General features: G+C 56.5%; 21 protein-coding genes. 5 read left to right on the forward strand and 16 right to left on the reverse strand.

The window, feature by feature from the left end; translation table 11 throughout:
- Window positions 1-286: 286 nt before the first annotated feature.
- The gene (locus M5R41_07950; GenBank protein ID MCZ7556317.1) at window positions 287-2,854 is read left to right on the forward strand and encodes a patatin-like phospholipase family protein; all 2,568 of its coding nucleotides are present in this window, start codon (window positions 287-289) and stop codon (window positions 2,852-2,854) included.
- Between the two features lie 6 nt (window positions 2,855-2,860).
- On the opposite strand, the gene M5R41_07955 is transcribed toward M5R41_07950, so the two are convergent.
- The 11 genes from M5R41_07955 to M5R41_08005 all read right to left on the reverse strand — a co-directional run bounded on the left by M5R41_07955 (window position 2,861) and on the right by M5R41_08005 (window position 12,979).
- Entirely contained in the window at window positions 2,861-4,363 is a 1,503-nt protein-coding gene (locus tag M5R41_07955; protein ID MCZ7556318.1) for a leucyl aminopeptidase, read from the reverse strand.
- Window positions 4,364-4,722: 359 nt separating this feature from the next.
- Entirely contained in the window at window positions 4,723-5,439 is a 717-nt protein-coding gene (locus M5R41_07960) for an SDR family NAD(P)-dependent oxidoreductase (GenBank protein MCZ7556319.1), read from the reverse strand.
- Entirely contained in the window at window positions 5,436-6,146 is a 711-nt protein-coding gene (locus tag M5R41_07965; GenBank protein MCZ7556320.1) for an SDR family oxidoreductase, read from the reverse strand. Before M5R41_07965 ends, M5R41_07960 begins: the two co-directional genes overlap by 4 nt.
- 3 nt (window positions 6,147-6,149) lie before the next feature.
- Window positions 6,150-6,755: a GTP cyclohydrolase I FolE gene (gene folE, locus M5R41_07970; GenBank protein MCZ7556321.1), complete on the reverse strand. Its 606-nt coding sequence runs from the start codon at window positions 6,753-6,755 to the stop codon at window positions 6,150-6,152.
- Entirely contained in the window at window positions 6,755-7,162 is a 408-nt protein-coding gene (locus tag M5R41_07975; protein ID MCZ7556322.1) for a 6-carboxytetrahydropterin synthase, read from the reverse strand. Before M5R41_07975 ends, folE begins: the two co-directional genes overlap by 1 nt.
- Window positions 7,159-7,737: a DUF3501 family protein gene (locus M5R41_07980; GenBank protein ID MCZ7556323.1), complete on the reverse strand. Its 579-nt coding sequence runs from the start codon at window positions 7,735-7,737 to the stop codon at window positions 7,159-7,161. The genes M5R41_07975 and M5R41_07980 overlap by 4 nt, the downstream gene beginning before the upstream one ends.
- Window positions 7,738-7,806: 69 nt before the next feature.
- A complete protein-coding gene (gene bcp / locus M5R41_07985; protein MCZ7556324.1) occupies window positions 7,807-8,265 on the reverse strand; it encodes a thioredoxin-dependent thiol peroxidase in 459 nt (152 codons plus the stop codon).
- 75 nt (window positions 8,266-8,340) lie between these two features.
- Window positions 8,341-8,811: a redoxin domain-containing protein gene (locus M5R41_07990; GenBank protein MCZ7556325.1), complete on the reverse strand. Its 471-nt coding sequence runs from the start codon at window positions 8,809-8,811 to the stop codon at window positions 8,341-8,343.
- Window positions 8,812-8,834: 23 nt separating this feature from the next.
- A complete protein-coding gene (locus M5R41_07995; GenBank protein MCZ7556326.1) occupies window positions 8,835-9,035 on the reverse strand; it encodes a dodecin family protein in 201 nt (66 codons plus the stop codon).
- Between the two features lie 62 nt (window positions 9,036-9,097).
- Entirely contained in the window at window positions 9,098-11,227 is a 2,130-nt protein-coding gene (gene glgP, locus M5R41_08000) for an alpha-glucan family phosphorylase (protein ID MCZ7556327.1), read from the reverse strand.
- A gap of 939 nt (window positions 11,228-12,166) precedes the next feature.
- Complete coding sequence (locus tag M5R41_08005) at window positions 12,167-12,979, reverse strand: hypothetical protein (protein ID MCZ7556328.1); 813 nt, start codon at window positions 12,977-12,979, stop codon at window positions 12,167-12,169.
- Between the two features lie 456 nt (window positions 12,980-13,435).
- Between M5R41_08005 and M5R41_08010 the strand changes: the two genes are divergently transcribed.
- Genes M5R41_08010 through M5R41_08025 form a run of 4 tightly spaced genes read left to right on the forward strand, consistent with a single transcriptional unit; the run spans window position 13,436 to window position 17,415 of the window.
- Window positions 13,436-15,013: a tetrathionate reductase family octaheme c-type cytochrome gene (locus M5R41_08010; protein ID MCZ7556329.1), complete on the forward strand. Its 1,578-nt coding sequence runs from the start codon at window positions 13,436-13,438 to the stop codon at window positions 15,011-15,013.
- On the forward strand, window positions 15,010-15,699 hold the full coding sequence (locus M5R41_08015; protein MCZ7556330.1) for a cytochrome b/b6 domain-containing protein: 690 nt from the start codon (window positions 15,010-15,012) through the stop codon (window positions 15,697-15,699). Before M5R41_08010 ends, M5R41_08015 begins: the two co-directional genes overlap by 4 nt.
- The gene (locus M5R41_08020; protein ID MCZ7556331.1) at window positions 15,696-16,211 is read left to right on the forward strand and encodes a YeeE/YedE family protein; all 516 of its coding nucleotides are present in this window, start codon (window positions 15,696-15,698) and stop codon (window positions 16,209-16,211) included. The genes M5R41_08015 and M5R41_08020 overlap by 4 nt, the downstream gene beginning before the upstream one ends.
- Window positions 16,212-16,224: 13 nt before the next feature.
- Window positions 16,225-17,415 (forward strand): YeeE/YedE thiosulfate transporter family protein, encoded by a 1,191-nt coding sequence (locus tag M5R41_08025; GenBank protein ID MCZ7556332.1) that lies wholly within the window; start codon window positions 16,225-16,227, stop codon window positions 17,413-17,415.
- A gap of 192 nt (window positions 17,416-17,607) precedes the next feature.
- On the opposite strand, the gene M5R41_08030 is transcribed toward M5R41_08025, so the two are convergent.
- The 5 genes from M5R41_08030 to ccsA all read right to left on the reverse strand — a co-directional run bounded on the left by M5R41_08030 (window position 17,608) and on the right by ccsA (window position 23,737).
- Window positions 17,608-17,955, reverse strand: coding sequence for a DUF2200 domain-containing protein (locus tag M5R41_08030; GenBank protein ID MCZ7556333.1), 348 nt, complete (start codon window positions 17,953-17,955; stop codon window positions 17,608-17,610).
- Window positions 17,956-18,088: 133 nt separating this feature from the next.
- Entirely contained in the window at window positions 18,089-18,874 is a 786-nt protein-coding gene (locus tag M5R41_08035; protein MCZ7556334.1) for a PhzF family phenazine biosynthesis protein, read from the reverse strand.
- Window positions 18,875-19,036: 162 nt separating this feature from the next.
- A complete protein-coding gene (locus M5R41_08040; protein ID MCZ7556335.1) occupies window positions 19,037-19,636 on the reverse strand; it encodes a carbonic anhydrase in 600 nt (199 codons plus the stop codon).
- Between the two features lie 246 nt (window positions 19,637-19,882).
- On the reverse strand, window positions 19,883-20,488 hold the full coding sequence (gene rpsD, locus M5R41_08045) for a 30S ribosomal protein S4 (GenBank protein ID MCZ7556336.1): 606 nt from the start codon (window positions 20,486-20,488) through the stop codon (window positions 19,883-19,885).
- A 555-nt stretch (window positions 20,489-21,043) separates the two neighbouring features.
- Window positions 21,044-23,737, reverse strand: coding sequence for a cytochrome c biogenesis protein CcsA (gene ccsA / locus M5R41_08050; GenBank protein MCZ7556337.1), 2,694 nt, complete (start codon window positions 23,735-23,737; stop codon window positions 21,044-21,046).
- Between the last annotated feature and the right edge of the window lie 61 nt (window positions 23,738-23,798).

Raw genomic sequence — 23,798 nt, forward strand, 5'->3', positions numbered from 1 at the left:
CTTCAGTGGATGTTCGACGCGGCCACCCGACAGAAGAAGGGGCTTTTCACCAATCCACACCGGTGCGCGTACACGGGTGCTGCAGGGCAATACGGATTGGCTTGCAAGTGCCTGACCCTCCCAGTAATTTGCCAGAATGCAATTTCCGAAGCTTATAGTACTCCTCCTCACCCCATTCTCTCTGTGCTGTTCACCAACCATGGCTCAAGAGATGGCAACTCCCGCTCCTGTTGCAGCTGGATTCCGCGTCGCGCCGGGGACAGACGGAGCTTCGCAGACAGCGGCCGTGAACGATACAAGAACCGGAAAGCGATTCGGTCTCGTGCTCAGCGGGGGCGGAGCGCGCGGGCTTGCGCAAGTCGGCGTTTTGAAAGCGTTGGAGGAAGAAGGTATCCGCCCGGATTTTATCGTCGGTGTCAGTATCGGCAGCATCATCGGCGGACTGTATGCCGCGGGATACAGTGCTACACGACTCGAGAAGGCCGTCCGCGATCTGAACTGGAAGGAATTACTGCAACTTTCCGATGCAGCCGACAGGCGCATTCTCACTATCGACCAGAAATCGATGGCGGACCGCTCCATCCTCACCGTGCATCTCGACGGTCTGCAGCCTGTGTTACCCACCGCCGCTTCCAACGGTCAGCGCCTCATGAACGCGCTCAATACGCTCGTGATACAAAGTCTCTATCATAGCACAAATTTCGATTCACTCGCCATCCCTTTCCGCGCCGTGGCAACAGATTTGCACAGCGGCCAACGGGTGGTATTGCGCCACGGCAATCTCGCCGAGGCGCTCCGGGCGAGCTCCGCCATCCCGGTGATGTACTCTCCCGTTGCGCGGGACGGCATGCTGCTGGTGGACGGCGGCCTCGTCTCCAATGTTCCTGTCGATGTCGCCAGAGAGGCCGGTTGCGATATCGTCGTGGCCGTAAACACCACAAGCCCCCTCCGCACGCCGGAGCAGCTTTCCAATGTGCTGGAGACGCTGGATCAGGTGTTCAACGTGATGATGACCAAACAGGCGGAGAACTTGTGCCGTCTTGCGGATATGGTGATTGAGCCGGGACTGGGCAGCACTGCCGCCACGGATTTTTCCAATCCGGACAGTCTCGTCGCGATCGGATATATCGAGGGAAAAAGGACAGCGCGGGCATTGAAAGCTTTACTCGCGGCTCGCACATCTTCCGCGAATCCGATGTCCGCATATTCGGATCTGAGGAGTACGCAACTTTCCGATCCCGCTTCACAGTCCTATGCAAGCACGTTACGGACCTCCGGCTCAGCTGAAGGGGACCCTTCCGACGTCAGCGTCGCAGAGGAAGATACGACAGCAGGTACAGCAGCCACCCGAGGGGGCTCGATAGCGAACGCTACCGTCACCCGTGCCATCAGCACCATCCGTCTCCATGGCGTTTCTGCGCTCACGGAAGCAGGAATCGCCGGCATCGAGAGCCGCTGGTTGCGCCAGCCGTTTCATCAGGAGAATCTGCGTTCGCTGCGCGAATACATTCTGGAAGAATACCGGTTGCGCGGTTACTCCCTCGCCTACATCCGAGAGATGGACGCAGATCCGGAATCCGGAAGCATTCGCATCGTGATCGAAGAAGGACGCATTCGCGACATCCGGGTCGAGGGAAATGAGAGAACGGATGCCGTGGTAATTCTTCGGGAAATTCCGCTCAAGGCCGGCGCCATTTTTCGCATCGGAGACATCGAACAGGGGATGAACAATCTCGCGGCGCTTCCGCTGTTCCACAACGTGACCTTCGACGTCGAGGATGTCGAAGGTGATCCCGTGCTTATCATTCGCGTCCAGGAGCGGACCTCGCAAATGCTGCAGGTCGGTGTCCTTGTGGATAATGAACGCAACGCCCAGCTTGGGGTACTCCTCCGCGACGCCAGTTTTCTTGGGAGCGGGACCGAATTGCGCGGCTCGTTCTTCAGCGGTGCTCGGAATCGGCGTTTTGCGGCGGAATACCATACGAACCGAATGTTCTATACCCCCTTCAGTTTCACTGCGGAAGGCTACTACGGCTTCAGAGACCACAATGAATACGGCGATGTGGAAGGGCTTTCGCGTTCCCGATTCGAGCGTGAGGTGCAGTCCGTGTATCGCGCCATCGGTTATGGAGCGCAGGCGTCCCTCGGAATGTACGCAGGTCGCTTCGGTATCCTGAACGGAAGACTCCGATACGAGCAGCAGAGCATACGCACAACAGAATTCCGGAAAAAGGATGCCGGGGATCTGGCCGAAAATCACCTGGTGGTATCGGTCGGCTTCTCCGTTACACTGGACACACAGGACAGATATCCTTTCCCGGACGAGGGTGTCCATTTTCAAGGAGAATACCAATCCGCCCAGCGTTTCCTTGGCGGCGAAGTCGCATTCTCGCGTATCGATGCACGGTACGAGTTCTATCTTCCCCTGATTGAAGATGTCATCGTGCTCCATCCCAGGCTGCAATTCGGCTACGGCGACAAAACCATGCCCCGGTACGAGGAATTTCGTATCGGCGGATTATTCTCCTTTATCGGGATGCGGGAAAACGAATTCAACGGCCGGCAAATCGCAGTGGGCGGCATAGAGCTGCGATACCGCCTTCCGTTCGACATTCTCTTTGATTCCTATCTGTCGCTGCGCTACGATATCGGCCGCACATGGTCCAATCCCGAGTTGATACGTATCTCGGAATTGCGACAGGGAGCGGGTTTTGTTCTCGGGCTCGACACACCGATAGGCCCCGCGCTGTTCGGCGTAGGAAAGAGTTTTCTTCCTGTGAAAAATAATCCTGAAACCTCTGTGAAGATTGGTCCGACCAACCTGTACTTCAGTATCGGCGTGCCGTTGGAATGAAACGCATCACTCGGTTTTTCCACTGAGGAATTCGGTCAGCAGCCGCACCCCCGAGCCTGTGCCGCCCTTGGGATGATAATCCGTGGCTGCCTCAATCGATGCTGTACCCGCGATATCCAGATGAACCCATGGTGTGTCGCCGGCGAAATGCTTCAGGAATGCTGCGGCGGTAATGGCACCCCCCCAACGACCAGCAATATTTTTCATATCCGCAACGTCACTCTCAAGCATTTTCGAGTATTCATCGAAAAGCGGCAACTGCCATACGCGCTCAAACGTCCGTTCACCGGCGCTTTTCAATTCATTCATGGTCTCTTCGTCCGTACCCATCATGCCAATGGCATGTGATGCGAGCGCAACGACAACCGCTCCGGTGAGTGTCGCAAGGTCAATGATGCCCGCCGGTTTGAAACGCTGTGCATACACCAGAGCGTCCGCAAGGATGAGACGTCCCTCGGCGTCCGTGTTGAGCACTTCGACAGTGCTGCCATCGGACATGGTAATGATGTCGCCCGGACACATCGCCGAACCACCAGTCATGTTGTCCGTGACGGGAATCAGTCCTATGATGCGGGCCGGGAGTTTGAGCTTGGCAGCAGCCATCATTACGCCAAGTACTGCGGCTGCACCGCTCATATCGGTTTTCATGTCCTCCATGGATGCCGCCGGCTTGATCGAGAGACCGCCGGAATCGAAGGTTATGCCCTTCCCTACCAGCACCCAGGGTTTGAGCCGCCGCTTCTTGTCGTTGTATTCCATGATGATAAAACGCGGCTCATGATCACTGCCTTTATTCACCGCCAGAAGACCACCCATTTTGTTGGCCGTAATCTCCGTGCGATTCAGTACCAGGGTTTTGATCAGCAGCTTTTTCCCCAGGGCGACAGCTTCCTTCGCAAAGGTTTCCGGGGTGACGACATTCGCGGGAGCATTGACCAGATTGCGAGTATATTCAACGGCTTCCGCAATGATCATCGCGTGATTCAGACCGTTTTTCATCCGGCTCTGGAAGCCCTCGTCTGCAGTGACGAGTTTGATCTCCGCGAGCTTGGTTTTATCCGCATCCTTCTTTTTTCCTTTGAACGCGTCGTAGCTGTACGAGGCAAGTAGTGCTCCTTCCGCCAGCGCGGTGACGCTGTCTTCAAAAGACACCGCCTGTATTTTGCGGATATGCTCATCGAGAGGACAATAGATGGAAACAACAGGCGCTTTCGCCGCCTTCTTCACCGCTTGTGCGGCAGCGCGGCGCAACCGCTCCGTCGTAAGCGCTTCGGCGGGACCGAGTCCGACAAGCAGGAATTGTCCCATCGGTGTCGCGGCGAGGAAACTTTCGTCGGCTTTGCCGCAGAATTGCCCGTTGGCACGCAGGGCAGCCGCTATTTCCTGCAGTTCGGGGGCAATACGCTTCAACGCCGCGACTGCCTGCGCGGAATCTTCAAAGAGCGGGATCGCGTGAATGGTTGCAGGGATGCGATCAGCGGTTCCGTAGTGGCTTGTACATTTCACCATGAGAGCTCTCCTGATGGATGATACGCCGTACAGCACACACGGCGGGGGATGGACATTGACGCAGGGGACAATGGTACATCTGATTAGTGTAGCAGAATTTTTATCAACATACAACTGCATCCTGTGATATCACGAAATCCAGATGCCAGGAAATCCGGTATCACGCGAGCGAAAACCGCGTCGTCCAGTGGCAACGCCGGACTACGCATGTATCCATCGCGCAGCTCCGACGCGACAGATACCATTGTGGATCCGATGTTCTCCGTGTTCTCGCTCCCTCGATATCGCGTGAAACGAGGACACACAGCGCAATGCGTGTTGAGAGGCACGTACAGAAGGGGTGGCAGCGCCACCGCCGATCAGGACGGGTCGCTGGGCCGAATATCAATTTCGCTGATCAATGCCCGGCGCGGTGTACGAAGGGCATCGAGTATGCTGGCCGCCACATCGTCCGCGCGTAGAATTTTCTCGCGATTGGGTGACATCGGCGTCCCGTCGAAAAAAGCGGTATCCGTCGAACCGGGGAACACCGAAACGACGCGCACATTGTGCTTACGTACTTCGAGCATCAGCGACTGTGCAAGACCGCGAACAGCGAATTTGCTGGTAGAATACCCTGTGCCGCCGGCGAAACCATTTTTACCCGCCAAGGATGAAACAATGACCGCATCGCCGCCTCCGCGCGAAATCATCACAGGCACGGTGTGGCGCAGCGTGAGAAACACCCCTCGTACATTCGTGTTGATCATAGCGTCAAATTCGTCCGTGCGCAGCTCCGTCAAAGGCCTGAACACTCCGAAGCCAGCGTTCGCGACGACGATATCAATGCCACCGAATGCTTCAACCGTTTGCCTGGTGAAGGCCGTAAGTTGTGTTTCATCGCCCACATCGCAGACGGTAGTCAGAAGGCGATCCGCCGCCGTGCCGGCATCTGTTCGGACATCATCGAGGCGCTGTGCGGATCTTCCGCACGCGGCGACGGCGGCACCTTCGCGCAACAGCGCCAGGGTAAGCGCACGGCCGATGCCGCTGCTCGCACCAGTAATCACGGCTGTTTTCCCTTCAAACGTCGTCACAATCCGCCTCCGATGGGCTGCATGAAAATTTCTTCGTACATCACGCCGTGAGGTGCGGAACAGGCGTGCACGATAGCGGAGGCCACGTCCTCCGGCTGCATCATTTTTTCGCCATGCTTCTCCAACACGCGCGTGGGCCATATTTCGGTATAGGTCGCTCCCGGAAACACCGAGATCACGCGTATACCGGATTTCCGTACCTCGAGCCGCAGGCAGTCTGCCATCGCTTTGAGGCCGGCCTTCCCGGCGCTGTACACGGAACTGTCCGGAAACGCGTGCACTGCAGCCATGGACGACACCATGACTACCGCGCCCCGCCCCTTCTCGATCATGCCCGGAAGCACCGCCTGCGTACAGAGAAACGGCCCCCGGAGGTTGGTGCTGTGCAAGGTATCGAAATCTTCGATGGTCGAGGAAAGGAAGGGCCGGAATACTGTCGTGCCGGCGTTGTTGACCAATATGTCCACGCCCCCGCTTTGCGACGCGATTTTCTGTCCCGCTGCCTGCACTGCAGTTTCATCTGCGACATCGCAGGGCAGCAGCAGCAGATTTTCATTGTCGACACCCTCGAACGCCGCTTCGAGGCGCTCCATAGTCCGCGCGCTCGCGACTACCCGCGCACCAGCGTTCAAAAATGCTCCGGCCGTCGCCCTGCCAATGCCTGCACTGGCTCCGGTAACCCATACAACCGTCGAACGGAATTCCATGCGTTAAAACCCTGTATTGATGAGACGGAGAAACTCTTCGCGCGTTTTGGAATTGCTTCGGAACGCACCGAGCATTTCGCTGGTCGTGGCTACGGAGTTCTGTTTCTGCACACCGCGCATCATCATGCACATATGCCTGCCCTCGCATACCACCGCGACACCCATTGGCTGCAGTGCCTGCTGCAGCGCATCGGCGATTTGTTGCGTCATGCGCTCCTGCACCTGCAAGCGCTGGGCGAACACATCCACAATGCGGGGAATTTTGCTCAAGCCGACAATTTTCTTGTTCGGGATATACGCAACATGGCACTTGCCGAAAAAGGGAAGGAGATGGTGTTCGCACATCGAGTAATAGTCAATGTCCTTGACGATGACCATTTCGTTGTACTCTTCTTCGAAAATTGCGCCGTTGAGCACCTCTTCGATGTTCTGGTGATACCCACGTGTGAGAAAATGCCAAGCTTTCGCGACCCGATGCGGCGTTTTCAGGAGCCCCTCACGCCCGGGGTCCTCGCCGATACGGGTCAATATTCCGGTTATCAGATGTTCAAATTCCGGATCACTCGCATCTTCGTGCTTTTGCTGGAAAGCTTCATCCGGTGTATGCATTACTCACCCCTGTAATCAACGATGTTCTTTTCCGTTTCGTACAGACGCACCTGATAGAGTCGTCCCTGAGGAATGTGCGCCTCCAGTTCTTTCCAAATTCCTATGGCGATGTTTTCGGCTGTGGGAATGACATGCCGCAGAAAGTCCACATCCACGTTGAGATTCTTGTGGTCAACCTTAGAGAGTATACGGTCGTGAATCACCGTTTTCAGCGCTTTGAGATCGACGACATAGCCCGTTTCCGGATCCACGGGGCCGGCAACCGTCACTTCAACATAGTAATTGTGACCATGCCCGGCGGGATTGTTGCATTTACCGAATACGCGATCGTTCTGCTCGTCCGACCATGCGGGATTATACAGACGGTGGCTCGCGGAGAAGTGCTCTCTTCGGGTGACGTACGTCATTGCAGCAGGTCTCCTATAAGACTGTTGCGCAGTTCGCCTTCCAAAGCAACGGAAGCGTGGCATTCGGGATGGATCGAGCGCAATTGTACAGGTGTCGCCGGTGTGCAGAAAAGGGACCGCTGCTCGCTCGTGAAGTGAAAACGGATGTACAGCACATCGCTCTCGCAGGCGATATCATCCTCGATCTCGAAGCGTGCCGGAATCTCATGGTGACCGACCACGAGCGACAGTGCGTTGCGCGTGATGCCGGCCATTCGTTCGAGGCGCTCTTCGATACTGTGATACTCAGGTACGCGTATCATCAGTGTGGCGCTCAGTTCTCCTTCCGCAGGGATGAGCAAATTGAAACAACTGAGTTCCAAGGCGATGCGCTCGGGGCTGTCCATACGCTCGACACGAAGCATTTCCTGCACCTGGAATCGCACCGTATCTCTGTTCTCGAAGATGACGATGAAAGTATCTGACAACTCCACACGGCGGAGCGATCGGAGCGCGCAGATATCCTTACGTACCTGAGCGCGGACAGCTTCGTATTCCGCGTTCGATTGAATGTCACTGACCGTGAGTGTTTGCATGCTGACACCGAAAATGAGGCGACCTGATTGTTGCTTACATCGAACTACTGATTGACACACGCCGCGGATTCAACCGTTGAGCGCGGCGAGCACCTGGTCCACGTGGCCGCTGACTTTTACCTTGGGAAAAATCCGTACAACGGTCCCGTTACCGTCAATGATGACGGTGGTTCTCTCTATCCCCATGAACTTCTTGCCGTAAAGCGATTTTTCCTTCCAGACGCCGTAGGCCTCGAGCATAGAATGAGATTCGTCGCTGAGCAGATCGAAAGGCAAATCGTACTTTTCCCTGAACTTCTGATGCGAGGCGATGCTGTCTGCGGAAACCCCGAGCACCACCACGCCGGCGGCCTGCAGTCTTGCCATATTGTCCCGGAAGTCACAGGATTCCTGTGTACAGCCGGGAGTGTTGTCCTTGGGATAAAAGTAGAGGACGACCGTCGTACCGGTGAAATCTTTCAGGGACACCTTGCGACCACTGGTTGAGGGGAGAGAAAATGCGGGGGCTTTTTTTCCTTCAGCGAGCATGACGATACGCAGTGATGTTACACGAAGAGAAAAGAGACAGGGCGCCCTACCGAAGTGGGACGCCCCGCAATGTGATTAGCCGATAGCGGTGAGTTGCTCTTTGATAGCGCTGTAATCCGGCTCAACGCCAGGATTCTCGGCCACCCAGGACCAGCGCACGATACCTTCCGCATCGAGGATGAACACCGAGCGATTACCGACGGTGTACCCTTCCATGCCGGCGAAATTATCGAAGAGAATCCCGTAGGCTGCGGCAGTCTCCCGTTTGTAATCGGAGAGCAGAGGGAAGTCGAAATTGTTGCGGCTGGCGAAGGCGCCGTTCGCGAAGGGTGAATCGACACTGATGCCGACGACGTTGACGTCCAGATTATTCAATTCGGCCATCGCGTCGCGTATGGAACACATTTCCTTCTCACACACGCCTGTGAACGCGCCGGGATAAAATGCCAGAAGCGTGGTCTTGCCGGCGAATTGATCCAATGACCGAATCTCCCGCTTCGTGTCCAGCAGCGCGAACGACGGTGCTTTCGAACCTACCTCAATCATACTGATGCTCCTTGTTCAGAAAATTATTTCGATTTACAGCCGACCTTGACTGTTACCTGATATTCTGTGGTGGTGGCGTCGACCAGGCGTCCACGAAAAGAGAGGACTTCGAACCAGCCGATGCTATATCCCGCCGAGACCGCGTCCAGCGCCTGCTTGATAGCTGCTTCGATGCTTTCCGTCGAGATGCCGACGACTTCCTTGTACTCGAATACTGATGTCATGGGTCACTTCCTTGTGATTGTAAGGTAACACGGATTCGACGCGACGCGTTCCAACCGGAACCTCAGTCCGTCAGTTTGTAATATTTGACAACATACTCGGAAACCATGCGGTCGGTGTTGAACACCGGGATGAGGGTCTCCATTGATTTCCGCACGCGCTTCAGCCATCGGCGAGGAATACCATAGCCGTCACGGTCATAAAATTCGTCCACAAGCGCACCTTCCAGCAGAGCATAGAGCGCAGCGGCGTCCCGTTCATCCTGCACGCCTGCGTCTTCGGCATGCGCATCATCGCCGATGCTCCAGCCATTGCCGCCATCATACCCCTCACGCCACCATCCGTCCTGAATGCTGAGGTTCAATCCGCCGTGAATGAGAATTTTCATCCCGCTGGTGCCGCTCGCCTCCATGGGTCGTCTCGGGGTATTGAGCCACACATCCACACCTGATATCATGTGACGGGCCACATTGATATCGTAGTTCTCGATGAACACCACCTTGCCGAAAAGCGCGGGATTCTTCGTGTATCCCACGATCTGTTGAATAAATCGCTTTCCCTCGTCGTCGCGTGGGTGAGCCTTCCCTGCGAACACAAGTTGAATGGGCCGTTTGCTGTCGTTGATCAATTCGGCGATGCGGTTGAAGTCCCGGAAAAACAACGGTGCGCGCTTATACGTGGCGAAGCGGCGTGCGAAACCGATGGTGAGCACGTCGGGGTTGAGTATTGAGTCCTGCACGCTCATATAGTCGCTTCCCGAGTGCTGGAATTGATGCCGCATCATGCGCCGCACATACTCGATGAGGTCCCTGCGTAAACCGTAACGCAGTGCCCAGAGGTCCTCATCTGTGATCAGATCGGGATCGGAAACCTGAGACCAGATAGCCTGTTTTTTCAGGTAGTAAATCCATTTCTCGCCAAGATGCTTGTGCCAGAATTGGCGTGTGCGATTGGCCATCCATCCAAGAATATGCACGCCGTTCGTAATATGACCGATAGGGACGTCATCGGCATGGTCGGCTTTGAACAGTTCCTTCCACATTTCCCTGCTCACCTGGCCATGCAATTCGCTTACACCATTGGCGGCTCGTGACATTTTCAAGGCAAGGATGGTCATGCAGAACGGTTCATCCGCATCACCCGGATTCTGTCGCCCGTAACCAAGCACCGTCGTCTCGTCCAGTCCAATCGAGGCCCGGAACGTACTCAATAAATGATCGAGCAAGTCGATGGAAAAGCGATCATGGCCGGCTGGGACCGGTGTATGTGTTGTAAAGACGCAATGCTCTTTTACCCATTCCTCCGCAGCCTCTCGTGCAGCGCCTGCGGCAAGTTGCTCTCGGAGCAACTCCAGTGTAAGGAAAGCACTGTGCCCCTCATTCATGTGGTAGACGGTGGGATGCAGACCTAACTCGCGGAGGAAACGGACGCCGCCGATGCCGAGCACTGTTTCCTGCATGACGCGTGTCGTACTGTCTCCGCCATACACACGGGAAGTGATTTCGCGGTAATGCAGATCATTCTCGGGACGGTTCGTGTCCAGGAGGTAAATGATGGCGCGTCCGACACGTACACGATACGCGTGAAAATATACGCGGCTATGTCCGATCTCCACTGATGCGACAATCGGTGTCCCGGATTCATCCACCACCAATTCTACAGGAAGGGCTTCTGGATCGAGGAGCGGATAGTGTTCATGCTGCCAGCCGTCAGGACCGAGGGTCTGCTGAAAATAGCCGTTCCGATAAAACAGACTGATACCGATGAAAGGAAGCCCGAGATCACTCGCGGATTTGGTGTGGTCACCCGCCAATATGCCCAATCCACCACTGTAAACTGGGAGACATTCGTGCAGACCAAATTCAGCGCTGAAATATGCGATGAGACGACCATCCTTTCCCTTTGTGTGGGCATGGTACCAGGTGTCATCTTTTTTCATGTAGTCGTCAAATTCCTGCAACACACTCTCAACGCGCTCAAGAAATTCACGTTCGAAAAGTCGGGCGCGCAGTTCGTTCCGTGAAATGGCGTTCAACACCATGACCGCATTATGGTTTGAGGAACGCCATTTACGTTCAGAGAGCGTATGAAAGATATCCTGGGCCCGGGGATTCCAGGTCCACCAGAGATTGCGTGCGAGGACGTGAAGACCGTCTCCGGCCGCATCTGTTCGTTTCAGAAATGTGCTGTTCATATAATGAATAACCTTGATGATACGATTAACGATTTATCCGTTGAGGGGAATGACACCATGGCGCGATCGTGAATTTCGCGCGCAAACGGTGGTGGACAAGCGCATTGCGCGTGTCGACCTGCCGGGGGTCCCGATCACAATCGGGGAAGCAGATAAGATAGGCCACAGCCCTCGAATGCGCAACCACCGCAAAACGAGGTGCTGGATGGCGAATACCGGACATGTCCGTCCTGCCTAAGTGTGATGAATGGTGTAACCGGTCTTGTTCAATCGAGGTAGACCCGGGTTGTACCGTTTTTCCCGATCACTTCGTTCGCTGGCCCCGTGGAAGAAGTGAGAGGAGCACTCGGGGTTCTCGGAGCGGTACTTCTGATTAGGTAAATGCTCTCGTCATGTATCGTCCTCGAAGTGGGACCTCGGATGGATTGGGCGATTCATGTATCGCCACGCGGGTACGGTCGAAACCGAAATTGGGCGATTCATGTATCGCCATCTGACGGAGGGCTGAATCGGATTTGGGCGATTCATGTATCGCCATCTGACGGAGGCCCGAATCGGATTTGGGCGATTCATTTATCGCCATCTGATGGAGGCCCGAATCGGATTTGGGCGATTCATGTATCGCCATCTGATGGAGGCCCGAATCGGATTTGGGCGATTCATGTATCGCCATTTGACGGAGGCCCGAATCGGATTTGGGCGATTCATGTATCGCCCAATTTCTCCCCAGGACCCGGAAACACCCCGCCACACCCAGGTTCCAGCCCTCAAAACCAACACCCAAACCACCACACTCCTCCATTTCCGACCATCATCCCTCACCAGACGGACCCAAATCCAGACAAATGCACAGAGCTTTCCCTCCCCGCCTGACGTCCGTCGTCCCGGAGCGCTGTCCCTGTCCCCTTGCGATCAAAAAATGTGCTCTTCGGCTTCCACTTACTCGGAAAGAAAAATCCTGGCAGGACCCAGGCACCGGACCACCGAGCCTCGCCTGCCCGCCATGCCACCGGCGCCTCCCCCACGCGCGACGCCCTTCTTGGATGCAGTGCGTACCGCTTCATCTCTCCGCGCGCCCGTCAGCAGCAGTACGCGGCCGAGAAGCGTCGCCCCGGCGAGCTGATCCGATACCGCGCGCCCTTTGCTTCCATGTACGGACAGCGCACCCGTGCCGCCGAATTCCGATGCAAGAACATCGGCCAGGGTGGAGGCCTGCTTCCCCTTCTTCGTCTGAGGCGCGGGGTCCACCACCACACGGCTCCACTCCTCCCGCAACTCCGCGTAAACACGGGCCAATACGTCCTCGTCCTCCAGAACGCAGGATGCATAACGCCGCGCCCAGACTGCGCCGCCGTTCCTGCCGAACAACGCGTTGATGCGATGCGCGCTGTTCATCTTCAGATACCCCATGAACTCCGGCAGTGTCATGATGCGTCGGTAGTATATCCATTCGTCACTGTCCTCCGGCGGCGCTTTCCGGGGATTCCGGACTTCCGTGATCTCCAACGCCAGCTCCACCTCGGAGGGACGAATGCTCAGTTCATGAAGCCGGATGCACGGGAAATTCTGCAACGCCTGACCGAGCACGTCGAGAAATGCGCGTCCAGCGTCGCTGAGCGTGGTGATGCCGTCTTTCGTCGTTCCGAGAATTTCGGCATTCTTCCTGGTCTTGAACACGACGAGATGCTTCGACAGCTTCGAATAGTCGTACTCCCGCACACGGCGGGTACTGAGTTCTTTAAGTCGTTTCACAAAATGCTCCCTAAGCAGTGAAAAGAACGAACTTTAAGATATGTAGGTGGTCGCACTCGGTACAAGGCAGAAAACCGCACACCCCGTTACACCGCAGAAATAGTGTACGACCGCGCCTCCACCCCGATGATCTCCCGGGAAATTGCGTGCTTGGACAGAGACAGGATTCCTGCGCGTAACAGATCATACCGCACATTTTCAGGGGAACAGGGAATACCCTCGCTTGCTCCTGTACATTCTGACGCGTCTCCTGGCATGGAGCCGGCAAATTCTATGTCGAAGCTTCCATGGAATAAGCGCATGTTTGATCTTTTTTTTAAAAAAGCTGAATCAATTTTCATCCTCAGGCATCATATCTTTGATACACCTGCGGAGGAATGTTGCTCCGCTTTTATAAGAGTTTCCGGTTGTTTTATCATGTACACCGGATCGGATAATTCACCAGCACCTTCTGTTATGAAGAAAATCCTCCTGCTCCTTGCCTTCGCCGCGATCGCGGTACTTAGCGCAGTCGCGCTGCTCGCTCCCGCAGACGCACCTCCTTCCGCTTTGACGGAATTGCGGGAAAAAATGGAAACCAAACCTGCCAAAAAGGTGGATCACGCGGTGTTCCCGGCACTGCAGCGGCGCTTTGAACGTCCGCAAGACGTCACCGAAACCTGTATTTCCTGCCACAATCACCGCCACACCGAAGTCATGCGCTCGAATCACTGGAATTGGGAGCGTGAGGAGTACGTGGCCGGACGTGGCGTGGTGTACATCGGCAAGAAAAACGCCATGAACAATTTCTGCATCGGCGCAATGGGCAATGAAAAAAGCTGCGCCAAATGTCACATCGGCTTGGGTATGTCTGAAGCGGGAATGACCTACACCGACGCGACGAATATTGACTGTCTGGTCTGTCACGACAATACCGAGACCTACGCCAAAGCCTCCGAACAGGGAGGTGCACCCGTGGCGACACTCGATTTCGGTCATATCGCACGGAATGTCGGCAAGCCCATGCGCAGCAATTGCGGTGTCTGTCATTTCTATGGCGGCGGCGGTAACAACGTCAAGCATGGTGATCTGGAAGAAGCGCTGTTCCAGCCCACGCGCGATGTGGATGTACATATGGGTATCGACGGCATGGATATGGGCTGCGTGGACTGCCACATCACCGAGGAGCACAATATCGCCGGCAAGCTGTATTCTCTCTCTTCCATGAACCGAAACCGCGCTTATTGCGAGACCTGCCACGGCGAAACGCCCCATGAGAGCGGCGTGCTGAATGAACACACCCTGAAAGTGGCCTGCCAGACCTGCCACATCCCGGTCTATGCGAAGGTCAATGCCACAAAGACGCATTGGGATTGGTCCACCGTTGGAAAGCTGAAAAACGGGGAGCCGTATGAAGTGGACGATGAAGAAGGAAACCATACCTACCTTTCCATAAAGGGCTCCTTCAAATGGGGGAAACAATTGGAACCGGAGTATGTGTGGTTCAATGGTACGGCGTCGCATTATCTCCTGGGCGACCAGTATGAAGACTCCACCGCAACGATTTCCCTCAACCGCCTGCACGGTTCCTATTCCGATGCGGACGCGAAAATCATTCCGGTAAAAATTCACCGTGCGATTCAGCCAACCGATCCTGTGCATCGCATGTTGATCATGCCCAAGCTGTACGCGGATGCGGAAGGCGAAGGCGCTCTCTGGAAGGACTTTGACTGGCGACGGTCGGCCGCTCTCGGCATGGAGAAAGCCGGGCTCCCTTTCAGCGGAGAAGTTTCCTTCATCAAAACCGAGATGTACTGGCCGATCAACCACATGGTCTCCGGCAAGGACGCCACCGTTCAGTGCACCGAGTGTCATACACGGGACAACGGACGACTTGCCGGTCTGACGGATTTCTACATGCCGGGACGCGACTACTCGCCTCTGGTAGAGACAGGTGGTGCCGCCCTGCTCATCCTCACTCTTGTCGGAATGGCGGCGCACGGAAGCATCCGTGTCATTGCGGCGAAACGGAAGAACAATGGAGGTGCCCGATGAGCCCCGTCAAACATGTGTATGTCTACCGCGCGTTCGAACGCTTCTGGCACTGGAGCCAGGCCTTGCTCATAATGTTTCTCGCGGTCACCGGTTTCGAAATCCACGGCTCCATCAGCTTTTTCGGTTTCGAAAACGCGGTCACGTATCACAATATCGCCGCGTATGCGTTGATCATCCTTATCATTTTTGCGATCTTCTGGCACTTGAGTACCGGCGAGTGGCGTCAGTATCTGCCGACACTGACGCATCTTCGTGCGTATCTCAACTACTACTTGTTCGGAATTTTCCGCGATGCACCTCATCCTACGAAAAAGACGGTGTTGAGTAAGCTCAATCCCCTGCAGAAACTGGTGTATTTCGGCCTCAAGACCATCATTCTCCCGGGCATGTTGTTGACGGGATTGCTCTACATCCTCTACCGTTATCCACAGCAGCACGGGGTGGAAGCGCTTAACGTCGAATCGCTCCGCACCATCGCCATTCTGCACACAGCCGGGGCGTTTCTGCTGATCGCTTTTCTGATAGCACATCTGTATCTGATCACGACCGGAGACACGGTAACGAGCAATCTCAAAGCCATGCTCACCGGGTTCGAAGACGTGCACGAGAAAGACGACGACGATACAAAAGAAGTCATTCAATCACAGGAAACGATACAGCAACCCGCTACGGAGACGGCACCATGACACCCAAACCCTACATGAATCCCTATCTCGCGGGCGTGCTGCTGGGCCTGCTGTTGACCGCGACGGTGTACATCACGGGCCGCGGATTGGGCGCCAGCGGTGCGATGAAAAGCGCGGCTGTGGCCACTGTGGAAACCGTCGCACCGTCTCACGCGTCCGGCACCCCCTACTATCGGGAGTATCAGGAAGAGCATCCCGAGGGCGCGCTGAAAAACTGGCTGGTGTTCGAAGTCATCGGTGTCGTTATCGGTGCCTTTCTCTCCGGCTTGCTCTCCAACCGTCTGTCCTTTAAGCTCGAACACGGCCCGCGCACGACACGAAACATACGCATCGCCGGGGCTATTTTTGGCGGCGCGCTGTTCGGCTTCGGCGCACAGCTTGGTCGCGGCTGCACCAGCGGCGCAGCGCTCAGCGGTATGGGTGTGCTTTCGACGGGGGGCATCATCACGATGATGGCGATATTCGGCGGCGCGTACGCGTTCGCGTATTTTTTCAGAAAACTCTGGGTGTAAGGAGCATACAGTAATGGGACCTCTTGTACCTGATATCATCGGACAGAACCTGAATTACGTCGTCGCGTTGTTCATCGGCGTGGGCTTCGGCTGGATACTCGAGCAGGCCGGCTTTTCGACATCGAAAAAACTCGTCGGACTGTTTTACGGCTATGATTTTACCGTGCTGCGCGTGTTCTTCACCGCAGGAGTAACCGCGATGTTCGGCATTATCATCCTTCAGCATTTCGGCATGCTGGATATCAATCTCGTCTATATCAATCCCACCTTTCTCTGGTCGGCCATTGTCGGCGGCGTAATCATGGGACTGGGCTTCGTGGTCGGGGGCTTCTGTCCCGGGACCAGCGTCTGCGCCGCGGCCATCGGTAAAAAAGACGCCATGCTCTTTGTCCTCGGTTCGCTGCTCGGCGTGCTTGTGTTCGCCGAGGGGTATCCGCTCTTCGAGGATTTGTACAAAGCCGGCCATTGGGGCAGTCCGCACATTTTCGAGACCATGGGGCTACCGAAATCCGTGTTCGTGTTTCTCTTGACGGCGGTGGCGCTCATCGCCTTCTGGGCGGTAACCCTCGTGGAAGCGCGTACGAATCGCGAGACGCCGAAACCCTGGTTGCTGACCCGCGTCGGTGTGACTGTGGCGGTGGTCGGTATCGTGATCGCCGTGTCGGGCTACTTTTTCCCGACGCAGAAGGAACATTATCTGTACGCCACGCATCATCAGCAGGGAGGCGGCGCCGCTGCGGTATCGGGGATGAGCGTCGATGAGTTCGCGTTTCGTCTGCTCGACAAGGACAGGCGTTTGCGCGTAGTGGATTTCCGCGATGCTGCGGCCGCGAAATCCATGCCCTTGCCGAATGCCGTTCCGTTCACACTGGAAAATCTCTTCGAGAAGGAGCCGCGTCGTCTGCTCGCGCAGCGGGGAACGATCAACGTGTTCATCGCCCCTGATGAGAACACCGAACGCCGCCTCGCCACCGTGGCGGGAGAGCTCGGTTATAAGAACATCCGTGTGCTTGAGGGTGGGTTAAAAGCCTTCGAGGCCGCCATCCTCAACTTCGATACCACGCTCGTGCCTGCGACGCGGCAGGATGTGGATACATATCGTTTCCGTGCACGTGCCCGCCGCGATCTGCCCGCCGTTATCGCCGCCAGTGCCAACACCGCCCCGGTCGTGAAAACGATCAAGCGGGCTGTAGGAGGGTGTTGAACGAGGTATTCGCAGCGATGCCGCAGCAGAACAGAATCAGAAGAATCGCAAGGGGGTAGCATGGAGTTGCCCCCTTGTCCATGATGCCGGAACCGTTGCTCATGATCGGGCCGGGCGTGCGTGTGTGACCGGCTAACGACGTCCGCTGCCATTTCATCGCATGACTGCTCCCCACCGGTCTCGCCGACTACGCTAGCGCAAGATCTTCTCCATCGCCTTTCCCTTTGCGAGTTCGTCTATCAACTTGTCCAGATAACGGATATTCCGCATCAGCGGATCCTCGACGTCCTCCACGCGTACTCCGCATACGACACCCTTGATCAATGCCGCATGCGGATTCATGGCCGGGGCCTCGGCAAAGAAGGCTTCGAAATCCTTCCCTTCTTCGATTTGCCGCTGCAGACCCGCCTGGTCGTAGCCGGTGAGCCAACAGATGATGCCGTCCACCTCCTCCTTCGTACGGCCTTTCTTTTCCGCCTTCTGAACATACAGCGGATAGACCTTTGCAAAAGGCATGGCAAAAATGTGATGTGTGGTCATGGTACAGCCTTTTCTGCTGTTGCGATATATAGGGAAAAACGGTGCGCGTTCACGCGCGACGACGCGCCGGCGATGACGCAAGGTGCCGATCCACGAGGCGGCACCGACGAGCGGTGTTCAGGTGATCGGCGTATCAGTCGCCGGTGTCGATTTCGCCGATCATGAATGTTACGGCGGAGCCGAGCAGCAGCACCCGGTCGCCCGACAAAGTGCAGGTCACCGTACCCCCTCGTCTGGATAGTTGTCGTGCCGTCAGTGTGGTTTTCCCGAGACGGGCGGCCCAGTATGGTGTGAGTTCGCAATGCGCCGATCCTGTGACGGGATCTTCCGCGATACCAAGCTTGGGCGCGAAGAAACGGCTGACGAAATCGTCCTCCAGACCGGGGGCGGTGACGCAAACCCCGCGCAGCCCCAACGCGCCGAGCTGTGTCATATCGGGCGAGAGCGAGATGATGTGCTCCTCGCTTTCGAATACGGCGATGTAGTCGTCGGCCGCCAGCACTTCCACCACCTCCCGGCCGAGACCCTCCGACAGCGCTGCGGGTGGCGGACATGGCACGGGAGGACGGGACGGAAAGTCCATGGCCAGCAAGCCGTCTGTCCTTTCCACAACGAGCGTTCCGCTGCGCGTTGCAAACACGATGTTCTGCGCATCATAGCCCAGATGTTCGAACAGCACATGAGCTGCGGCCAGCGTGGCGTGGCCGCAGAGATCGACCTCCGCAACCGGTGTAAACCATCGGAGATGAAACCCGTTTTCAGCAGGGACAAAAAACGCTGTCTCGGAGAGATTATTTTCTCCCGCTATTGACTGGAGGATGCTGTCGTCCGGCCACGATTCCAGCGGAACGACCGCCGCCGGATTGCCTTCGAAAACACGACGTGCGAAGGCGTCCACCTGATATTGCCTGAGTTTCATTGCCGATTTCCTCCTGCGCTGAGTAAGTACCGGAAACACGTATCATGGGAATTCTGTCCCCGATGGAAGTGCGTAAAGTACGATATCACGCTGTGAAATCAAGCACAAGGGCGTTGCGGGAAGAAATCGAGCGACGCAGGGCTTCCTTCCCGGGAGTGAACATCAAACCCCTCCCACCGTCACTTCCAGATCGCGCAGCAGGCCGTCGGCGAGGTCGTATATCCAGCCGTGGACGGCGAGCGCCGCTCCCCTGTTCCACGCGCTTTGTACGACATCCGATTCGGCGACATTGCGCACCTGAGCCATCACGTTCAGTTCGCAGAGACGCTTCCAGCGCGCGTCGAAGTCCGGCAAAGCCTCGAGTTCTCCCGTATGCTCTGTCGCCACCGTGTGCAGGTGTTGTAACCAGAGTCCCGCCACGCCGCCGTGCTCGCCGTTCAGAAAAGCGCGTATACCACCGCAGCCGTAATGACCGCAGACAATGATGTGCTTCACTTCGAGCGCGTTTACGGCATAGTCAATCACCGCCATGGCGTTCACATCGGACAACGGCACAATATTCGCGACGTTGCGATGCACGAACAGCTCGCCCGGTGCGCGTCCCACTATGGCATTCGCCGGCACGCGGCTGTCCGAGCACCCGATCCAGAGCAGATCGGGACTGTGGATATTGCAGAGCTTGAGGAAAAAATCCGGATCGCTTTCGAGCTGTTGCGCCGCCCATGCCTTATTGCTGACGAAGAGTTCGGGAAGAAATTTCATGGCATAGCCTTGTGCGATTTATTCTGAAAGCGTGAGATTCCGACAGAAGACACGGCATGAGAACAGTCCCGCCTGCGGCACCGATCAAAGAACGGCCCGCTGTCTGCGACCGACCGTGCCACCTGTTTATTGGCAGCGACATGCCGGTATTTCGCTGTCTGTTGTCCCCGTGGCCTCGCTCCGTCGCTTTGCGGTAATGAAAAAAGCGGATGCATGCATCCGCTTTTTCGAAAATCCTGGGAGCGGTTAGCGCGAGTAATACTCGATCACCAGCGGGAATTCGCAGATCACCGGGATGTGCTCGCGCTCGGGCGAAGCGGTGACGGTGATGGAAAGCTCGGGTTTGTTGATGGCGAGATACTCGGGCGGACGGGAAATCTTCACCGCCTCGTTGAACATCGGGATCTTGCGGCTTTTCTGACGTACCGTGATCACATCATTGACGCGCACCTGATACGAGGGGATGTCCACGCGATGGCCGTTCACTTCGATATGGCCGTGAGCGACGTACTGTCGGGCCGCGAAAATGGTGCGGGCGAGTCCGCCGCGGTACACGACGGCGTCAAGACGGCTCTCAAGAAAACGCGCGAGGTTGTCGGCGGTGTTGCCGGTCTTGCGGGTCGCCTTTTCGTAGTAGGTCGACATCTGCTTTTCGCTGATGTTGTATTGCCAGCGCAGACGCTGCTTCTCGATAAGCTGGCGTTTGTAGTCCGACACTTTCGCACGGCGGTTGCGGGACAAACCATGCGCACCGGGAGGATGCGGTTTGCGCTCCATCACCTTTGCCGCCTTGGGCGAAACGGGGACGCCGAGCTGGCGTGAGATCTTGACCTTGGGACCGTTGTACTTCATTCGTGCTGCTCCGTAGAACCTGTATTGCTGTTTCTCTGTCTGTTCGTTTTGCCGCGTCGCCGACATGAAAAAAGCAAAAAAATGCTTCCATTCAGCGCATTCGTAAATATAATGCCGCTGGAGATAAAAACAAACAATCTTCTCGGTGTGGGAGGCCGTCGCCGAAAACATCGCGGTTTCGGGAAGATGTTAATATCCCCCTCGGCGCCTTTGCGTCTCCTGAGCGTAGTCGAAGGGGCGCTTCTGCGTTCATTCCCCTCTTCTGCGTCGCCGACATCTGTGGGGTACATGTGCGTGGGGAGCGTGAGTGCGGTGCGGTGATCGTTTGCCCTGTGTATGATGTATTTTTGAGGCAACAGGGTGGGGAAGTACCGGCCTGTCTAGTAGCACGGTCCGGGCAGGTGCTCTGGTTTGGCGAAAACAACTTTCGAGGTTGATCAGGCGGTTTTCCCTCGCCACGTCAGGTACACAAAGAGGGCGGAGTTTTCGGACTCCACCCTCTTTATCGTCGCATTTGCGATGCTTCAGCGGTACGGGCTCGCTACGCTCTCCGCGCTACGCTCTCTCCTCCACGTTCTCCGCCTCCTTTTCCCCGGATGCGGGAGCCACTTCCGTGGCCTGCATGGCGTCGCGTCGGGCGTCGTCGGGAAGCTCGTACGCGCGGAGACGACGTGCCTCGCCGGCGCGCCGTGCGCGGGCGACGAGGAAGCCGATGGTCATGAGAATAATGCCGAGCCAGACAGCGCCGATAAAGGGTTTGACCGAGGCCTCCACGACGAGCGTCTCGCGCACCTGCGACGCGTCAACCGGGATGGTCGGATTTTTCAGGCGCACCTCGATCTGCGACAGCGCGAGATCCTCCTGATTTGGCGTCATACCCAGCACCTCGATCTGCATGTCGCCTTTCGCGACTTTTGCGGGCTCGGCAACAACACCGTCGGGACCTGTGATACGCGTGGCGATGAGCTCTTCCGCCGGTTCGCCGTATTTCTCGACCTTGAACACGCCGCCGATGCGAAAACTCTGCGCTTCGCGCGAATTATTCATGTCGAAATCCGTGAAGGTCACCGTGTACCCGCCGAAGCTGGCGGATTGCCCTTTGATGAAGATTTGTTTGCTACCGCCTTCGGGATCGCCCTCGTACAAGGCCATGGGCTCGATATACATGTCGCTCGCGAAGAAACGCGCGATGCCGGGGTTGCGCATGACCTGTTCCTGTCCGCCGTAGTTGGACACGAACATGATGGTCTTCACCGTCTCGATTTCGTTGCCCTTCAGGTCGGCCAGCTTGACCTTGAAGTAATACCGCTCTCCGTTCCAGAAAGTCTCGTAGCCGTCGTATGTGAAGGTATACCCGAGATGCTGCACGGGGATGCCCTGCTTGAGCTCCATCGATTTCGATGTGCTGTAAAAGCCGGATCCTATGACGCCGAGCAGCATCATCGCCACGCCTATATGCGCAATGTAGGCACCCGAGAACTTGGGATTGCCCTTCACAATGCGGTATCCGACGGACACATTCGAGGCAAAGGAGAATGACGCCGACAAGGTCAGAGCTATCATACCCGGATCGTGCACACCGAAAACAATGAGCACGACGGTAAACACGACGGCAATACCCAGCGGCACCCACAGTTTTTTCAGTATGCTTCCGGTGGGAGTGCTCTTCCACATCAGCAAGAGAGCCGTACCCGTCATGAACGTCATCACGATGGCGAGAGGCAGACCCATGGCGTCATAGAACACCGGATCCACCGTATTGCCAAGGCGATAGTCACCGCCGGTGATATTGTTGAGCACCCCGAGCACGCTATTGAAGGCGTCAATCATGAACTGCGGAATGATGGGCATGGACGTACCCACCAGCACGATAAAGGTCAGCACACCGATAACCGCGGAGCCGAGACCGAGGAAGGTCTCGCGCGACATCATCGCGAAGCTCTGGAAATTCTTTTCGCTGTGCATGCGTCCGGTCAACGTATAGCCGATGAGGCCGATCTTCACCAGCAGCGCCGGCAGCCAGAGATAGCTCAGAAGATTGAGCAGATGCGCTATGCCCAGCAGCGGGTACAGTATGATGTAGAGTATCGGATTGCTTCCGGCGATCATTTCTTCAAACACGATGGTGACATCCCCGCTGACCTGCGCGAACACCGGGATGCTCGGGCCGATGACGATGAGATAGGTCAGCGCCACAAGCTTCCAGCCGCTGTAACGCTCGAACAGCGACCTGCCCCATTTCGTGAAGCGGCCGAAGATCAGTGCGAGACCGACATCCACATAGGCGAACATGAACAGCACCAGCAGGGTGAAGCTGAAACGCCCCGGATCCACGAAGGAATGCACCGAGGCATCACCCAATACGCCGCTGCGTGTCAGGAAGGTGGAGTACAGTACGGTGACGAAGGCTAAAATCGCGAGAAGGAAATTCGTCATCATCAGTCCCTTCGTGCGACGCTGCGTGATCATGGTATGCACCAGTGCCACGGAAACCAGCCAGGGAATGAGCGAGGCGTTTTCCACGGGATCCCAGCCCCACCAGCCGCCCCAGCCCAGGGTTTCGTATGCCCAGAATCCACCCAGCGCGATGCCGAGACCGAGCACCATCGCTCCGCCCACCACCCAGGGGAGAGAGCTGGTAACCCAATCCTGATAGCGCTTGCGCATCAGCGCCGCGACGGCCAATGCGAAGGGCGGCGCCATGGCCGCGAAACCCATGAACAGGATCGGCGGATGAATCTGCATCCAGAAATTCTGCAGCAGCGGATTCAGGCCGCGTCCGTCGGCGGGGATGACATTGCCTTCGATGGGTGTGAACGGGTTCTTGACGATGAGCAGCATGAGCAAAAAGGAGAGAATGCTCGTGTACACGCCCATCACTTCGCGTTCGTTGTCATGCTTCTGCGTGTACAGCATCAGCACGATACCCACGATGGCAACCATGAGCGTCCACAGCAGGAAGCTGCCCTCCTGCCCCGCATAAAACGTGGACATGAGCAGACCCAGCGGAAGCTCGCGCGAGCTGTAGGCCCAGATGTAATGAAACTGGAACTGATGCTTGACGATCAGAATCAGCAGGATGGCCGAGGCAATGAAGATGGTGCTGACCGAGATATGGAATCCTGCCCGGGCAAAACCGACAAGCCGCGGCTGCTTTATGCTTTTAAAGAATGCCGTCATACCGACCACGGACGCGATAAACCCGAGGATTATCGCGGCGTTGCCGACAGCGCCTAACACATCGTACATGGGGTGATCCTTTCTGCGCCGGCTAACCCGGCAAACCGGGCTGCAGCCGGCTCAAAGGTAT

The organism is Bacteroidia bacterium (genome assembly GCA_027493955.1).
Taxonomy (GTDB): Bacteria; Bacteroidota; Ignavibacteria; order SZUA-365; family SZUA-365; genus JAOSJT01.

What these genes read in the sequence shown, in the direction of transcription:
- M5R41_08020 (MCZ7556331.1), top strand. Translation starts at nt 15,696, where the DNA reads ATGACACCCAAACCCTACATGAATCCCTATCTCGCGGGCGTGCTGCTG.
- M5R41_08035 (MCZ7556334.1), bottom strand. Translation starts at nt 18,874, where the DNA reads ATGAAACTCAGGCAATATCAGGTGGACGCCTTCGCACGTCGTGTTTTC.
- M5R41_07995 (MCZ7556326.1), bottom strand. Translation starts at nt 9,035, where the DNA reads ATGACATCAGTATTCGAGTACAAGGAAGTCGTCGGCATCTCGACGGAA.
- M5R41_08030 (MCZ7556333.1), bottom strand. Translation starts at nt 17,955, where the DNA reads ATGACCACACATCACATTTTTGCCATGCCTTTTGCAAAGGTCTATCCG.
- glgP (MCZ7556327.1), bottom strand. Translation starts at nt 11,227, where the DNA reads ATGAACAGCACATTTCTGAAACGAACAGATGCGGCCGGAGACGGTCTT.
- M5R41_07975 (MCZ7556322.1), bottom strand. Translation starts at nt 7,162, where the DNA reads ATGACGTACGTCACCCGAAGAGAGCACTTCTCCGCGAGCCACCGTCTG.
- M5R41_08025 (MCZ7556332.1), top strand. Translation starts at nt 16,225, where the DNA reads ATGGGACCTCTTGTACCTGATATCATCGGACAGAACCTGAATTACGTC.
- M5R41_08040 (MCZ7556335.1), bottom strand. Translation starts at nt 19,636, where the DNA reads ATGAAATTTCTTCCCGAACTCTTCGTCAGCAATAAGGCATGGGCGGCG.
- M5R41_07990 (MCZ7556325.1), bottom strand. Translation starts at nt 8,811, where the DNA reads ATGATTGAGGTAGGTTCGAAAGCACCGTCGTTCGCGCTGCTGGACACG.
- M5R41_08015 (MCZ7556330.1), top strand. Translation starts at nt 15,010, where the DNA reads ATGAGCCCCGTCAAACATGTGTATGTCTACCGCGCGTTCGAACGCTTC.
- bcp (MCZ7556324.1), bottom strand. Translation starts at nt 8,265, where the DNA reads ATGCTCGCTGAAGGAAAAAAAGCCCCCGCATTTTCTCTCCCCTCAACC.
- M5R41_07955 (MCZ7556318.1), bottom strand. Translation starts at nt 4,363, where the DNA reads ATGGTGAAATGTACAAGCCACTACGGAACCGCTGATCGCATCCCTGCA.
- ccsA (MCZ7556337.1), bottom strand. Translation starts at nt 23,737, where the DNA reads ATGTACGATGTGTTAGGCGCTGTCGGCAACGCCGCGATAATCCTCGGG.
- rpsD (MCZ7556336.1), bottom strand. Translation starts at nt 20,488, where the DNA reads ATGAAGTACAACGGTCCCAAGGTCAAGATCTCACGCCAGCTCGGCGTC.
- M5R41_07965 (MCZ7556320.1), bottom strand. Translation starts at nt 6,146, where the DNA reads ATGGAATTCCGTTCGACGGTTGTATGGGTTACCGGAGCCAGTGCAGGC.
- folE (MCZ7556321.1), bottom strand. Translation starts at nt 6,755, where the DNA reads ATGCATACACCGGATGAAGCTTTCCAGCAAAAGCACGAAGATGCGAGT.
- M5R41_08010 (MCZ7556329.1), top strand. Translation starts at nt 13,436, where the DNA reads ATGAAGAAAATCCTCCTGCTCCTTGCCTTCGCCGCGATCGCGGTACTT.
- M5R41_07980 (MCZ7556323.1), bottom strand. Translation starts at nt 7,737, where the DNA reads ATGCAAACACTCACGGTCAGTGACATTCAATCGAACGCGGAATACGAA.